Source organism: Halogeometricum rufum, assembly GCF_900112175.1.
Taxonomy (GTDB): Archaea; Halobacteriota; Halobacteria; order Halobacteriales; family Haloferacaceae; genus Halogeometricum; species Halogeometricum rufum.
The window spans coordinates 106,318-119,916 of sequence record NZ_FOYT01000002.1 but is presented as its reverse complement, the minus strand read 5'-3'; the positions used below and the strand labels follow the sequence as shown (position 1 = coordinate 119,916).

At 69.9% G+C, this 13,599-nt stretch carries 15 protein-coding genes; 7 read left to right on the top strand and 8 right to left on the bottom strand.

Annotated elements, in window-relative coordinates; genetic code table 11:
- Positions 1-67: 67 nt before the first annotated feature.
- Complete coding sequence (locus BM310_RS10135) at positions 68-1,372, top strand: MgtC/SapB family protein (protein ID WP_089807340.1); 1,305 nt, start codon at positions 68-70, stop codon at positions 1,370-1,372.
- Positions 1,373-1,531: 159 nt separating this feature from the next.
- On the top strand, positions 1,532-2,884 hold the full coding sequence (locus tag BM310_RS10130; protein ID WP_089807338.1) for a class-III pyridoxal-phosphate-dependent aminotransferase: 1,353 nt from the start codon (positions 1,532-1,534) through the stop codon (positions 2,882-2,884).
- Positions 2,885-2,906: 22 nt separating this feature from the next.
- On the opposite strand, the gene BM310_RS10125 is transcribed toward BM310_RS10130, so the two are convergent.
- The 5 genes from BM310_RS10125 to BM310_RS10105 form a co-directional block, all read right to left on the bottom strand.
- Entirely contained in the window at positions 2,907-3,182 is a 276-nt protein-coding gene (locus BM310_RS10125; protein WP_089807336.1) for a hypothetical protein, read from the bottom strand.
- A gap of 52 nt (positions 3,183-3,234) precedes the next feature.
- Positions 3,235-4,566: a transcriptional initiation protein Tat gene (locus BM310_RS10120; RefSeq protein WP_089807334.1), complete on the bottom strand. Its 1,332-nt coding sequence runs from the start codon at positions 4,564-4,566 to the stop codon at positions 3,235-3,237.
- A gap of 72 nt (positions 4,567-4,638) precedes the next feature.
- Entirely contained in the window at positions 4,639-5,619 is a 981-nt protein-coding gene (fen, locus tag BM310_RS10115) for a flap endonuclease-1 (RefSeq protein ID WP_089807332.1), read from the bottom strand.
- Between the two features lie 117 nt (positions 5,620-5,736).
- Positions 5,737-6,600, bottom strand: coding sequence for an SDR family oxidoreductase (locus BM310_RS10110; RefSeq protein ID WP_089807330.1), 864 nt, complete (start codon positions 6,598-6,600; stop codon positions 5,737-5,739).
- An 82-nt stretch (positions 6,601-6,682) separates the two neighbouring features.
- Positions 6,683-7,342 (bottom strand): NAD(P)-dependent oxidoreductase, encoded by a 660-nt coding sequence (locus BM310_RS10105; protein ID WP_089807328.1) that lies wholly within the window; start codon positions 7,340-7,342, stop codon positions 6,683-6,685.
- A 117-nt stretch (positions 7,343-7,459) separates the two neighbouring features.
- Between BM310_RS10105 and BM310_RS10100 the strand changes: the two genes are divergently transcribed.
- Positions 7,460-7,867 carry a winged helix-turn-helix transcriptional regulator gene (locus BM310_RS10100; RefSeq protein ID WP_089807326.1) on the top strand — a complete coding sequence of 136 codons (408 nt, stop codon included), beginning with the start codon at positions 7,460-7,462 and terminating at the stop codon, positions 7,865-7,867.
- A gap of 46 nt (positions 7,868-7,913) precedes the next feature.
- On the opposite strand, the gene BM310_RS10095 is transcribed toward BM310_RS10100, so the two are convergent.
- Entirely contained in the window at positions 7,914-8,540 is a 627-nt protein-coding gene (locus tag BM310_RS10095) for a GNAT family N-acetyltransferase (RefSeq protein ID WP_089807324.1), read from the bottom strand.
- Positions 8,541-8,606: 66 nt separating this feature from the next.
- Here BM310_RS10095 and BM310_RS10090 point away from each other — a divergent pair, with 66 nt between their 5' ends.
- The gene (locus BM310_RS10090; RefSeq protein WP_089807322.1) at positions 8,607-9,215 is read left to right on the top strand and encodes a class I SAM-dependent methyltransferase; all 609 of its coding nucleotides are present in this window, start codon (positions 8,607-8,609) and stop codon (positions 9,213-9,215) included.
- Between the two features lie 36 nt (positions 9,216-9,251).
- Here BM310_RS10090 and BM310_RS10085 read toward each other — a convergent pair whose 3' ends face one another.
- Positions 9,252-9,476, bottom strand: a complete 225-nt coding sequence (locus tag BM310_RS10085; RefSeq protein WP_089807319.1) for a YgaP family membrane protein — start codon at positions 9,474-9,476, stop codon at positions 9,252-9,254.
- A gap of 174 nt (positions 9,477-9,650) precedes the next feature.
- On the opposite strand from BM310_RS10085, the gene BM310_RS10080 reads away from it, so the two are divergent.
- The 3 genes from BM310_RS10080 (at position 9,651) to BM310_RS10070 (ending at position 12,209) form a co-directional block, all read left to right on the top strand.
- Positions 9,651-10,073: a DUF3054 domain-containing protein gene (locus tag BM310_RS10080; RefSeq protein WP_089807318.1), complete on the top strand. Its 423-nt coding sequence runs from the start codon at positions 9,651-9,653 to the stop codon at positions 10,071-10,073.
- Between the two features lie 92 nt (positions 10,074-10,165).
- A complete protein-coding gene (locus BM310_RS10075) occupies positions 10,166-10,756 on the top strand; it encodes a hypothetical protein (RefSeq protein WP_143105145.1) in 591 nt (196 codons plus the stop codon).
- 16 nt (positions 10,757-10,772) lie between these two features.
- Positions 10,773-12,209, top strand: a complete 1,437-nt coding sequence (locus BM310_RS10070; RefSeq protein ID WP_143105144.1) for a DUF6338 family protein — start codon at positions 10,773-10,775, stop codon at positions 12,207-12,209.
- Positions 12,210-12,215: 6 nt separating this feature from the next.
- Here the strand turns inward: BM310_RS10070 and BM310_RS10065 are convergent, their stop codons facing one another.
- On the bottom strand, positions 12,216-13,514 hold the full coding sequence (locus tag BM310_RS10065; RefSeq protein ID WP_177232644.1) for an MFS transporter: 1,299 nt from the start codon (positions 13,512-13,514) through the stop codon (positions 12,216-12,218).
- Between the last annotated feature and the right edge of the window lie 85 nt (positions 13,515-13,599).

The following is a 13,599-nucleotide window of genomic DNA, read 5'->3' as shown; positions in this document are numbered from 1 at the left end:
TGAAATCCAACACGTTTCGCGGCGATGCCCAGTGAAGTAAAGTCGGCGGGCGGCGAACGGAGGAAGGATGTCGTCGCTCTCGGCCCTCCTCTTGCAGGGCACCGACGTGGTGTCTGCCCCTCTCTCCAGCAACGTCGTTCGGCTGATTCTCGCCGCTCTGCTCGGGATGTTCCTCGGGTTAGAGCGCGAGTGGTCCGAGAAGTCGGCCGGCATCCGGACGTTCAGCCTCACGAGTCTCGTCGCCGCGGTGTTCGCCCTCGTCGCAACCGAGTCGGCACTCGGCGTCGCCCTCCTCGCCGTCGGCGCGGTGCTGGTCGTGGTGCAGGGCATCCTCCTCGCGGTCAACGGCATGCTGGAGGAGGGAAGCGGCCTCTCGCTCACCACGTCGATGTCGCTGATGGCCGCCTACGGCGTGGGAACGCTCGTCGCCCTCGGTTACACCCTGCAGGGCGTCACTGTCGCCGTCGTGTCGTCGTTACTGCTCGTGCTGAAGCGCGAACTCCACGGGCTCGCCGGCCGACTGGACCGCGAGGAACTCCGCTCGACGGCCGAGTTCGCCATCCTCGCGTTCGTCGCCTATCCCCTCCTCCCGGCGGAGTCGTACACCATGTACGGCGTCACCATCGACAGCCCCCGCGTGGCGTGGCTCATGGTCGTCACCGTCGCCGGCATCGGCATCGTCAACTACGCCGTCGTCCAGCAGTACGGCGGCCGCGGCATCGCGGTGACGGGCTTCTTCGGCGGACTGGCCTCCTCGTCGGCCGTCGTCGGGACGATGCTGGACCACGTTCGTCAACATCCCGACGCCTACCGCTACGGCGTGGCCGCCGTCCTCCTCGCGGACGTGGCGATGGCCGTCCGGAACCTCGGCATCGCCATCGCCTTCACGGCGACGAACACCGCTCTCCTCGGCGTCGTCCTCCCCCTCGGCAGTCTCGCCGTCGGCGGCGTCGTCGCAGCGTGGTACGCCGCCGACTGGGGCGAACAGGTCGACATCCCGCTGGAGAGTCCGTTCTCGCTCCGCAACGCCCTCGCCTTCGGCTTCGTCTTCCTCCTCATCCTCGTCGTCGGCACGGTGGCGCAGAGTCGGTTGGGGACGCTCGGCCTCTACGCCAGTTCGTTCGTCTCGGGGTTCGTCTCCTCCGCCGGCGCGACGACGACGGCCGTCCTCCTCTTCCGAAGCGGGAGCATCGGTTCGACGGCCGCCACCGTCGCCATCCTCCTCGCCACCGCGTCGAGCGTCCTCGTGAAGGTGCTGCTCGGACTGGCCGGCCCGCGGCAGTTCACCCGCTCCGTGACGGCGTGGTCGCTGGGCCTCCTCGCCGTCGTCGGCGTCCTCACGGGCGTGTTCGTCGTCGTCGGCGTGGTGTAGCAGTCGGTCGTCGCGGATAGCGGGCGTCTCGCGGCGCAGGTCGCGCATCGCCTCGGCGTTCGCGTCCGACGGAACCCCGACGCCTCGACCGAATCACCGACTCGGTGGTCTATCACGAACAAACGAACTTCTTAACTCGGGAGAGACACACGGGGGTTCATGGACCGAGACACCGCCACCCCGCAGGTGGACTCCCTCCCCGGCGAGAAGGCGCGCGAGTGGGTGGACTACCACCGCTCGACGGCCGCTCCGAGCACGTACGTGTACGACTTCGTGTGGGACGTCAGCGCCGACGCCGAGGGCCCGTTCTGCACCGACGTGGACGGCAACGTCCTGCTGGACTTCACGAGTCACGTCGCCGCCGCCCCGTTGGGCTACAACAACCCGAAGATACTGGACCGCCTCCGCGAGTTCGACCTGGTGGACCCGCTCAAAATCGCCGGACAGGACTTCTACATCTCGCACGGGTCGCCCCCCGGCGAGAGCGAGTTCCCCGGGCCGGCAGGCCTGATGGAGCGTCTGGTGGACGCCACGTCGCACTACGGCATGGACACGGTGTTCCTGTCGAACTCCGGCGCTGAGGCGGTGGAGAACGCCATCAAAATCGCCTACGACGAGTCCGACGGCGCGAAGTACGGCGTCACGTTCGAGGGCGCGTTCCACGGGCGGACGCTCGGCGCCCTGTCGCTGAACCGCTCGAAGTCCGTCTACCGCCACGACTTCCCCGAGATATCGGGCGTCGTCGACATGCCCTTCTGCGACGACCGGACCTGTTCGGCGGCCTCCTGTTCGTGCGGCTTCTTCCCCGACGAGTCGTCGCCCGTCTCCCGCCTCCGGCAGAAACTGGACCCCGAGAAGGGGAACGTCGACCCCGAAGACGTGGCGTACGTCGTCCTCGAACCGATTCAGGGCGAGGGCGGCTACCGCATCCCCTCGGACGCGTTCATGGACGAACTGGCCGCGCTGGTCGACGAGTACGACATCACGCTCATCGCCGACGAGATTCAGTCGGGCGTCGGCCGCACGGGCGAGATGTGGGGGTCGGACCACTTCGCAATCGAACCCGACGTCATCACGTCGGCGAAGGCGCTCCGCGTCGGTGCGACCGTCTCCCGCCGGGACGTGTTCCCCGAGGAGAAGTCGCGCATCTCGTCGACGTGGGGTGCGGGCGACATCATCGCCTCCCTGCAGGGGTCGCTCACGCTCGACGCCATCCACGACTACGACCTCATGGCCAACGCCGTCGAACGCGGCCGGCAGTTCCAGGAACTCCTCGGCGACGCGGACCTCGCGCCAGTCACCGACGTGCGCGGGAAGGGCCTCATGCTCGCCGTCGAGTTCGACTCGAAGGAACGCCGTAACGAGGTGCAGGAGACCTGTCTCGCGAAGGGGCTGCTCACCCTCGCCTGCGGCTACGACGTGATTCGCATCCTGCCGCCGTTGGACGTGACCGAACGCGAGATAGCGCTCGGCGCGTCGCTGTTCTGCGAAGCGGTCGCCGAGTGTGCCTGACTCGCGCGCGGCGAGAGCCCGTTTACGTCGCCCGTGGCCGCCGGCGTCCGTACCGGTAGCCGAGTGCGAAGACGGCCGCCGGGACGAAGACGTACGTGACGGCGGAGACGGCGAGACTGTACGTGAGGACGGTCTGTCCGACGGTTCCGAACGCCGGCAACCACGTCGGGAACGCACCGCCGCCCGCTCGCGCGCCGGAGACGGCGGCGTCGAGCGCCGCTTCGAGGGCCATCGGTAGCGCCACGACGACTGCCACCCCGGCGAGGTGGCCGGCGAGCGACCGAGTGTCGTGTTCCACAGTTGTCAGACGGAGCGGCGACGGATAGCGTTGGGGGCGGCCCCGGGCCGACTCACCGTTCGTCGGCGACGACGGTACCGAACACGTCGCCGAGTTCGCGCAGCGACCCCCGTCCGACGAGGTAGTACGTCGTCGCTTCGACGCGCGGTTGCCACGCCGGCCGGTCGCCGTCGGCCATGCTGACGCCGACGTGGCCCGCGCGAATCCGACTGGCCGCCTCCGCGGCGAGGACGCTCGCGAACGGCGAGTCGTGCGTCTCCCGGACCGAGCGGAACGTCCGCATCGCCCGGCGTTTCGCGCGGAGGGCGCGCCCGGAGTCGTAACCGTCGTCGTTCGGCGAGACACCGAGGTTCGACAGGGCGAACTCGTGGGCGCGACGGGCGAGAAGCGCCCGCGCGGCCTCTGTCGTCCGCTGGACGAGGTGGCCCGAGCGGTAGCCGTCGGCGTCGTAGCCGAAACGGAAGTCGCCGTCGAAACACAGCGTGAACAGTTCCCACCGGGCCGCGCCGTACGGCGTGGACTGGTCGATATCGCGTTCTCTGAGCGCCTCTTGGAACTCGTGACGGCGCGGGTATTCGTCTATCTCGGCCACCAGCGAGTCGAGCGCCGTCGCCAGCGACTCCCGGTACGGCCGCGGGTCGTCGGCGAGATTCTCGCGGTACTGGTCGCGGTAGCGTCGCGCGTTCTCGATTCGCTGTTCGGCTTGGAGGTGCGACCCCACCGTCCCCGCCACGTCGCCCGCGTCGTACGATTCGGCGGGGGCGACGCCGCCGGTGAACGTCCCGTCGCGGTGCGAGTCGAGCCGTGCGAGCGAGAGTTCCCGCTCGACGTAGTAGAGGCGGCCGAGGTCACGGGCCGGGTCGGAGACGGGGTAGTCGCCGAGCGAGTCGCGGACGTCGTCCGCCGCCGTCCGCAGTCGGTCGCCGCGTTCGACGATGGCCGCTGCGTCCACCTCGCCGAGGGCCACCCTGGCCGCGCCGACGACTTCGCCGGCGAACTGCATCCCGTACGTCGCGTCGAACAGTCGCTCGTGCGGGTCCGACTCCGACTTCGCCGTCTCCAACCACCCGCCCGAGGGGTCGCCGCCGCGGAGGTAGAACGCAACGTCGTCGTCGACGTCGGCGGTGTCGACGCGCTCCCGCAACCGCCGCGCCTCCGTCACCGCCGCTTCGAGGCGGGCGACGGCGTCGTCGGCGTGCGCCTCGGTCACCGCGGGCCGCCAGAGGTGGTCCGGCGGGTCGGGAGTCAGTTCGAGGGCGGCGTCCGTCACCGGGTCGGGGAGCCACGTCGGCGCGAGCAGGCCGGTTCCGACGGCGGCCGCGCCGAGGAGTGCGCCCGCGCCGCCGAGGACGGTCCTGCGCGTGAGGGAGGGGTCGGGGACCATAGCCGAACTTCCGGGTCGGGCGTTACAAACGTGTCGCTCGGGCGGACGGTCGCGGGCGCGGACCGGACCCGGTCAGGTCCACTGGTCGAGGCCGGTCTGGACGAGGGACTCCTCGATGCGCTCGAAGCCGCGGGCCACCTCGTCGGCCGGCACCTCCCACTCCTCGGTGACGTAGGCGCGCGCGGCGTCCACGTCCGGCGAGAGGTCCGTGTCGAACTCGTAGTCGTCGGTGACCGGCGGGTCGACGAACAACTCGCGCACCCGGTCGGCGTTCTCGACGTAGGCGTCGCGCGCTTCGAGGACGCCCCACAGGTCGCCGTACTCTTTGACCTCCTTCAGCGCCGTCTTCGGCCCGACGCCGGAGATGCCCTCGTTGAAGTCCGTCCCGCAGAGGATGGCGATGTCTATCAACTGCTCCCGCGTCACGTCGAGGTCCGCGAGGGTGGCTTCGAGGTCCATCAGTTCGGGGTCGCCCTTCGAGGTGAGTTGCCGGAGCGTGTACGGCGCGCCGAACAGGAGCGTGTCGTAGTCCTCGCTGCCGACGTAGTCCACGTCGCCCCGCGCGGACATGTACGACGCCTGCGCCTCCCCTTCGGCGGGCGCCTCGACCACGGGCACGTCGAGTCGTTCGAGGAGGCCGCGACTCGTCTCCTGAATCACGTCGGTGAGCCGCTGGGTCTGCGCCTCCAGTCGCGCCGCCTCCATCGCGTCGCCGCGCTCTAATGCCTCCTCGCGCCGCTCTTCGGCCTTCTCTCGTCGCGCCCGTCGTTCGGACACCTCGGCGTCCTTCATCTCCGTCACGCCGCCGTCGAAGACGAATATCGGGACGAGGTCGTGTTCGAAGAACTTCGGGAGCCCCTGCACGATGCCGACGAGGTTCGCCACCTCCTCGCCCGCCGCCGTCGTGTACACCTCCTCGCGGGTGAACTTGACTGTCGTCGTGAGGTAGCGGTACAGCCAGTTGTGCGCGTCGACGGCGACGACGCTCCCCGCGACGTCGTCGAACGAGACGTCCGACAGCGCGGCGAGCGCGCGTAAATCTGCGTTACCCATTGCCCTCGCTTGGACCGCCAGTCGCATTAACGGTTGTCGTCCCGCCGACTCCGGACTCCGAATCGGCGGCCGCGCCGCGCGTTCCGAGGCGCTTCGCTGCGGTGGTCGCTCGGTCGGCTACGAGTCCCGCGCGAAGTCGTCCGCGTGGTCTTCGACGAACGCCCGCATCCGCCGCGGGCGTCGCCCGAGGAGCCGTCGGCAGTCGTCGGTCACGCGGTCGGCCAATCCGAGTCGTGCGGTGGTGTAGATGCCGCACGTGAGGACGACGAAACCGAGCGGCGTTCCGCGCCGGCGCATCCGCCTCGCGAACGCCAACAGGGAGGGGTTCGGATACGTGATGGGTCGACCCAGAACGTCGCTGAAGACGGCGGCGACCTGCTCGTAGTCCAGCGCTTCGGGCCCGGTGAGGTCGTACGCTCGGTCGGCGTGGCCGGACTCGGTCAGGACGACTGCCGCCGCCTCGCCGACGTCCCGTGCGTCCACAAAACTGGTCTCTCCCCGGCCGGCCGGCACGAATATCTCGTCGCGTTCGACGACGTCCGCCCGGTGGACTTCGAGGAGGTTCTGCACGAAGAAGGACGCTCGCAAGAACGTGTAGTCGACGCCCGTCGCCGCGATTCGCTTCTCGATTCTGTGGTGCGGGACGAGGACGTTCTTCTCGGCGCCGAGCGTCGAGAGGTAGGCGACGCGGTCGACGCCGACGCGTCCGACGGCGTCGACGAACGCCTTCAGGTCCGCTTCGTCCACCGCCGGTGGCCGCACGAGGAAGACGCCGTCGACGTCCGCCAGCGCAGCGCCCCACGTCTCGGGCTTCGCGAAGTCGAACTCGACCGCGGTCCCGGCGGCCGCGAGTTCGTCCGGGACCGCCTCGGGGTCACGAACCGCGCTCCTGACGGTGACCGCCCGGTCCGACAGCGCGGCGACCACGTGCGGTCCGACGGTCCCGGTCGCGCCGGTGACCAGTACGACCGGCGCCGTCACGGGTTCCTCCGGGAGCCGAGGACGACTGCGAGCCCGCTCCGAACCGGGACGGAGAAACGGTCGAGGTCGGTGCGCTGGCCGCTCATCGGTCGTCCGCGACCTTCGGCATCTCGTGGACGTACAGGTCCTCTTCGAGGCAGTCGAGGACGAAGTCGGCGACGTTCGCCCGCGCGGCGGCGGCGCGCACGCCGAGCGAGAGGTCCGTCCCGTGTCGGAACTGACCCGTGTGAGCGCCCTCGGTGAGTCGCGGCCCGCGAACGACCGTCCAGCGCGTGTCGCTCGCCCGCACCATCTCGACGTGCTCCTTTGCGTCGTCGAGGACCGACCTCGCCATCAGTTTCAGCAGCGCGCCCATCGTCCGCCCGCCGAGACTGACCGACTCGCCCTCCTCGCGGACGCCCGCCCCGACCAGCGTCACGAACCGGTCGACGCCGTGTTCTTCCATCGCGGCGACGACGTGTCGGCCGGCTTCCGTCAGGAGGTCGTCCGGCCCCGCGGACGTCTGTCCGAGGACGCTGACGACGGCGTCGACGGGGTCGCCGTCGCCGGCGAGAGCGTGGCCGACGCCCTCCCCGGTGTAGGCGTCGCCCGCGACGACGGTGACCCGGTCGTCGGTCCGGACCGCCGACGGCAGTTTCGCCTCGTCCCGGACGAAGGCGACCACCTCGTGGCCGCGTTCGAGTGCCTGTTCGACGAGGGGGACGCCGGTTCGACCGGTCGCGCCGATTACTGCGATACGCATACGTGAGACAGGGTCTCGGAAGAGAAATACTTGCAACTTCGAAGTTTCGAAGTATTGGCCTCTGTATCGGTCGAGAACCAAAGATACAAATCGGCAAGTGAGTAGGAGTAGCTATCTATGACTGGACCGAGCGACCCGCCGGACGTGCCCGATTTGAGCGCCGGACTGTCGCGTGAGGAGGCCACCGCGCTCCGCGAATCGTTCGCTCCCGACGAACAGGAGCGCATCCGGCGAACGGTCGCGGACCTCCTCGACCTCCTCGGCAAGACCCACACGATGGCGGTTCTGAGCGCGTTCGCGTTCGCCGAGGGGTCGCTCCGGTTCACCGACCTGGAGACCGAACTCGACATCGCGCCGAACACGCTCTCGACGCGATTGCGAGAACTGACGGACGCCGGATTGCTCGACCGCGAGGCCTACGACGAGGTCCCGCCCCGCGTGGAGTACACGCCGACGGCGAAGGCGGAGTCGCTGTTTCCCGTGTTCGCGCACCTCCACCACTGGGCCATCGAGCACGAACTCTGACGCCGATTCTCGCCGTCCCGTCCCGACGCCGAAGCGAGGGGTCGTCTCACGGCGTATCCGAGAGTGAACGGCCGTCACCGGCCGAGAGCGCGGCGGTCGGTCGCGCCGCCGCGACGAGGGTCGGCGGCGTCGCCCCCGCCCGCGAGTCGAGGAACGAGGACTCGGGGTCGCCGAGGTCGCGGTCGCGGTACCGGTCGAGTCCCGCCCGGTACGTCGCCGTGTGTCGCGTCGCCGGGGCGTCGGCCGGCCGTTCGAGGACGAGTTCGGCCAGCCCCGTCGTCTCACCGGTCCAGGCGAACCCGGCCTTGTGGAGGGCCTCGTAGGCGAACGGGTTGTTGACGGCTATCTTCAGCGTCTCGTAGCCCGCGCCGCGGGCCGCCCTCGCGAGGAACGCGCAGAGTCGCGGACCGAGCGTCTCGCCCTTCCGGTCGGCGCGGACGGTGACGTAGCGAATCCACAGCGTCGAGGCGTCGGTCCGGTCGGCGTTGAACGCGACGGCGGCGACGACGCCGGTGTCGTACTCCGTCGAGGGGACCGACCGCGTGTCCCACCGGTCCACGACGACGGCCTTGCCCGTGTTCGACATGACGAACTTCCCGGCGTAGGCGAACCGCCGGTAGTCCAGACGGAGCGTCGGCCCCTCGTCAGGCCAGCCGAGGAGGACGAACTGCATGGTCGAACGTCGACGGCTGGTGGGTTGAGTCCGTCGGTTCTTCACCCTCGGCGCCGTAGCCCGGGTATGTCGAGACTCCACGGTCCCGGTGACGTGCGCTTCTTCGACCGCATCGCCGGGCTCTACGACCTCGCGATGCCCTCGGCGGACGCCGAATCGCTCCGCGCGGGACTCGCGTTCGCCCACCGACCGGTCGAACGGGTGCTGGACGTGGCCGGGGGCACCGGACGCGCCGCGCGCGCACTCGCCGGCGAGGGCCTCGACCCGGTGGTCGTCGACTTCTCGCGGGGGATGCTCGAACGCGCGCGGGCCGACGGGTTCGGCGCCGTCCACGCCGACGCGCGGACCCTCCCCCTCCGCGACGACAGCGTGGACGCCGTCGTCGTCGTGGACGCCCTGCACCACCTCCCGGACCCCGCGGAGGCGGTGGGCGAGATGGCGCGCGTCGTCGCGCCCGGCGGCGTCGTCGTGATTCAGGAGTTCGGCCCGCGGACGCTCCGCGGGCGCGGCCTCGTCCTCGCCGAACGCGCCGTCGGGTTCGACTCGCAGTTCTGGACGGCCGACGAACTCTGCGACGTGCTGGAACGCGCCGGCCTGACTGCCCGAATCGTCTCCGAGGGATTCGAGTACGTCGTCGTCGGCCGCGTGCCGGCCGCGACGGCCGACGAGGAGTAGGAACTCGCAGTCACCGGACGCGGCGCGGGGTCGCCCTCACTCGTCGTCCGCGTCCGTCGTGGTGTCGATACCCAGCGCGGCGTTGCAGCCGCAGAATCCGGTCGCCGCGTTCTGTAGCAGTCCCGCGCCGGCGACGGCGGAGACGAGGGCGGTGACGCGCCGGTCGTCCAGATACGCCGCGACGGCGACGACGCTCAGCCAGACGCCGAGTACGCCCCTGAGGACGCGGTCGGCGCCGCCGACGTTCCGTGGGCGGTCCATGCGAGACGCTACGGACGGACGGGACGTAATAGTTTGGCGCGGACACGTCCGCGGCGGGGGGCGTCCCTCGAACCGCGCCGACAGCCTCGCTCTCGGCGCGTTCCGCTCGCACCCGCGTCGACCGACGCGTCCGAAAGCGAGAGAGTCATGTGGGGGCGTTCGGATGTGAGAGATATGGGAACCTCGAACGGTTCGTTCCTCGACCAACGACTCGACGCCGACGCCCTCCCACTCGCCGTGGGGGACTTCCTCGCGTTGGCGCTCGTGCTCACCATCGGTGTCGTGAACCACAACGGCGTGGACTACCTCTCGGCGGAACCGGTGGGGTGGCTCCTCACGCTCGTCCCGTTCCTCCTCGGGTGGGGTCTCTTCGGCGTCCTCATCGGCGCGTACTCCGCCGGCGCCGCGGAGACGGCGAAGGCGGCCATCCCACTGGCGATTCGCGGGTGGATTCCGGGCGGGTTACTCGGACTCGGCCTCCGGGCGTCGCCCCTGTTCGAGGGCGGTTTCGCGTGGACGTTCGCCGCCGTCATCCTCGCGACGGGCCTCCTCGCCCTCGTCGCGTGGCGCTGGCTCTACTTCAAACTCCTCGGCTGACCGCGGCCGTCGCCGTCTCCTTCTGTGCGCTCGCTCGTCCCTCCGGGTCGTGTTGCCGTGTGAACAGTTATGTCGTCTGCTAGCGTCTCTCTATGGGTCGTACCATGACGAACAGTTGGGACGGAGGGAGACACCTCAAAGACGCGCTGCACAGCCTCGACCCCGAGAGAGAAGCGGTGTTGACGGTTCGAATCCGAGGGGACCAGTCGTCGCTCGTCGACGTGCTGGAGCACGGGTTCCTCCCGCAACTCGTCTCCCCGGCCGAAGCGGACGACGGGTTGGACGACTACGTCGCGCTCGGCGGCGAGTGGCGGAGTGGGACGGAGGGCGGGGAGCCGCTGGCACCGGAGCACCTCGGCTCGGCCGACACCACCTCGTTCGGCGGCGAGGGCGGCGGCGGGACCATCGGCGGCGACCCGCGGCCGAAGGAGGACCTCACCGCCGCCGGCGGAGTCACGTTCGCCGGCGAACGCGGCGACGAGGAGTCGCACCCGGACGTCGCCGAGGGAGAGGAGAAACCGGGCACGTCGAAGGGGAACCCGAGCCCGTCGTTCAGCCTCGCGTACGTCCTCGCCGAAGACGAACGTCGGTCGAGACGCGATGCGTCGGCGGGCGCCGCCGGTCACCGCGCCGACGTGGTCGTCCAGCTAACCCCCGACGACGGGGACGAAGCCGCCGAGTGAGCCGACGGAGCCAGAAGTGAACCCGACACCGCTTCAATCGTTGCCGACCGTCGAGTCCGTCGTCGTCGCCAGCGTGCTCGTCGCACCGGGGTTCATCGCGACGACGATGGCCCTGAGCCTCTCGGGAGGCTTTCTCAACCGGAAGGTCGACGGCTTCGTGCTGTTGCTCTGGAGTCTCATCTCCAGTCTGCTGATAGACGCCGTCTACTTCGCCACCGGCGGCGACCCCGCGCCGATTACGAACCTGCTCGCCGAGGAAGCCGCGGTGGGTGCCGCGTTGACCGATCTGTCCGAACTCGTGGTGGTGCTGTTCGGACTCGCACTCGTCCTCGGCGGCGCGTACGCCGTCGTCCTCGTGTACGACCTCCCCGACAGGGCGCGGGCGGTGCTGTGGAAGAGTCGCCAGATCAAACGCTCGCCCGAGTCGCCGTGGCTGAACCACCTGCGCGACGCCGACCGCGTGTTGATAGAACTCTCCGACGGCGAACAGTTCTACGGCGGCCTCAGGTACTACAGCACGGACGGCGACCCGCGTCGAGAGGTTCGCATCAACCGACCGCTGCGCCGCGACGGTTGGGGAGCGCCGTGGGAGCCGCTCGACCTCACCGGTAACGCCGACGCGTTCTCGATCCTGCTCAACGCCGAGCACATCGAGAAGATAGTCGGCTACCCGAAGGTCGACTCGTTCAGACCGCTGCGGAACGCCGAGGCGTGGCGGGCCCGACTCCGGGCCGACTCGGACTACGACACGTTGCGGCGGACGCTGGAGGAGACGTTCACGTTGGAAGACGCCGACGCCGTCGTCCACGAACTCGTCTACAAGAACAACTACAAGTGGCAGGTCGGGCTGATACCGCTGGTCCGCGACTGTCCGCCGGAGCGGGCGAACGGGACGCTCGTCGCAGCCAGTCGGGACGAGTCCGGGGAGTTCGCCGTCGGCGCCGTGGTCGAACCGGCAGACGGGACCGCGCCGCCGACCGTCTACACCGTGTCCGAGGGGACCGTCCGCTCGCTCACGCTCGACGGCCGCGAGTCGGAGTCGGAACACCTCGCCGCGTTCCAGTGGCTGCGCGACCTCTTCGCGGACCTCGACCACGAGGACGCTTCGAGGTTCGCACACGTCCACCGGTCGGAACTGCCGTGGCCCACGCAGTCGCTCCGGAAGCGGGCCGCGCGGACGCTCCGGTCGGCGTCGGACGCAGTCCGGTACGCCAGCCGGGACGTGGCGTACCCGTTCGAACGGCGCGACGGCACGGACGGAACCGCCATCGGGACGGTCGCGTCCCGACTGCGAGAACTGCTCGGACGCGCCGACCCCGAACCGGGGTCGACCGAGCCGGTGAACTCCTACTGGTTCGGGTTCGGGCGGACGGAACGACTGCTCGGCGGTCACGGAGCGGTCGGGTCGGAGCCGGACGAGTCGGAGTCGGACGGGCGGCCGAGACAGTCGTGAGGGGCGTCAGTCCGACGCCACTTCGGCGGCCGACGGCGACTCGCGCTTGCGGGCGAGGTAGAGGCCGAACAGGGCGCCGGCGACGGCGATGCCCGCGAGCGTCGTGAACAGCACCGCCGGCGTCGCGTACGTCAGGATTGCGCCGGCGAGAGCGCCGCCGAGGGCGCCGACGCCGAACACGCCGAGGTAGGTGAAGCCGTAGGAGAGGCCGCGGGTCCCGGCGGGCGTGTACTCGGCGACGGTGGCCTGATAGAACGGCTGGATGACGAACAGGGAGAAGCCGAGGACGGCGCCGAAGGCGAGGAGGGGAACGAGGCCGGCGTTCACGACGGGGAGGAACAGCACCGCGAGGACGGCCAGCCCGCTGAACGCGCCGACGAGTCCCCACTCGAGTGGGACGCGGTCGGTGAGCTTCCCGCCCGCGTACTGGCCGAGGACGCCGACCATCAGGAGGCCGGAGTAGAAGTACCGCTCGGGCTGGAGCGTCCGACCCGACCCGGCCTCGACGCCCAGGAGGTCCGAGACGCCGGCCGGCAGAAGCGTCGCCAGCGGGACGGCCGCGAACTGGTCGATTTCGGACAGCAGGTCGGGGAGGAACGTCAGGACGCCGCGGTAGTAGAGCCCCGAACTCATCACGACGAGGAAGACGACGACGAAGCCGCCCGCGACCAACCGCTTGGACTCCGAGACGAACTCCGCGAACGAGTCGACGCCGGCGTCGGCCTTCGAGGACCCGCCGGAGCCCGCGTCGACGGCGGCCGTCTCGTCGAACCGCGCGCGCAACGCGTAGGCGGCCGCGCCGAGGGCGGGAAGCGCCAGCAGCATCGCCACCGTCGTCCAGTCGAGGAACATCAGGAGGACGGCGGTGAGGAGAGGGCCGAGGCCGATGCCGACGTTGCCGGCGATGCCGTGGTAGGCGAAGCCCGTCCCGCGTTCGTCCACGCCCTTCGAGATGAGGGCGAGGCCGGCCGGGTGGTAGACGCTCGCGGCCGCCCCCCAGCAGAGCAGGGCCAGCGTGACGACGAGCAGGTTCGGCGAGAGACCGAGGAGGACGAACGACCCGGCCATGCCGAACAGACAGACGGAGATGAGCCGCCGCGACCCGATGCGGTCCACGAGGACGCCGCCCGGAAGCGCCCCGAGGCCGAACAGCCCGTAGCCGGCGGTCACGACCAACCCGAGCGTCGCCGCCGTCACCTCCAACTGCGTCAGTCCGAGGTTGACGACGTCGAACTCCGTCAGCCAGATGGAGACGAAGATGGGGATGGACAGTTCGTACGTGTGCACCATCCCGTGGGCGAGCATCACGAGCGCAACTATCGAACGGTCGTTCCGGTTCACGTCGGTGAGTCGAACGACGGCACAGTTGAACGCTCCGATGTGGGCAGTC

What these genes read in the sequence shown, in the direction of transcription:
- BM310_RS10135 (WP_089807340.1), top strand. Translation starts at nt 68, where the DNA reads ATGTCGTCGCTCTCGGCCCTCCTCTTGCAGGGCACCGACGTGGTGTCT.
- BM310_RS10130 (WP_089807338.1), top strand. Translation starts at nt 1,532, where the DNA reads ATGGACCGAGACACCGCCACCCCGCAGGTGGACTCCCTCCCCGGCGAG.
- BM310_RS10120 (WP_089807334.1), bottom strand. Translation starts at nt 4,566, where the DNA reads ATGGTCCCCGACCCCTCCCTCACGCGCAGGACCGTCCTCGGCGGCGCG.
- fen (WP_089807332.1), bottom strand. Translation starts at nt 5,619, where the DNA reads ATGGGTAACGCAGATTTACGCGCGCTCGCCGCGCTGTCGGACGTCTCG.
- BM310_RS10105 (WP_089807328.1), bottom strand. Translation starts at nt 7,342, where the DNA reads ATGCGTATCGCAGTAATCGGCGCGACCGGTCGAACCGGCGTCCCCCTC.
- BM310_RS10100 (WP_089807326.1), top strand. Translation starts at nt 7,460, where the DNA reads ATGACTGGACCGAGCGACCCGCCGGACGTGCCCGATTTGAGCGCCGGA.
- BM310_RS10095 (WP_089807324.1), bottom strand. Translation starts at nt 8,540, where the DNA reads ATGCAGTTCGTCCTCCTCGGCTGGCCTGACGAGGGGCCGACGCTCCGT.
- BM310_RS10090 (WP_089807322.1), top strand. Translation starts at nt 8,607, where the DNA reads ATGTCGAGACTCCACGGTCCCGGTGACGTGCGCTTCTTCGACCGCATC.
- BM310_RS10085 (WP_089807319.1), bottom strand. Translation starts at nt 9,476, where the DNA reads ATGGACCGCCCACGGAACGTCGGCGGCGCCGACCGCGTCCTCAGGGGC.
- BM310_RS10080 (WP_089807318.1), top strand. Translation starts at nt 9,651, where the DNA reads ATGGGAACCTCGAACGGTTCGTTCCTCGACCAACGACTCGACGCCGAC.
- BM310_RS10075 (WP_143105145.1), top strand. Translation starts at nt 10,166, where the DNA reads ATGGGTCGTACCATGACGAACAGTTGGGACGGAGGGAGACACCTCAAA.
- BM310_RS10065 (WP_177232644.1), bottom strand. Translation starts at nt 13,514, where the DNA reads ATGCTCGCCCACGGGATGGTGCACACGTACGAACTGTCCATCCCCATC.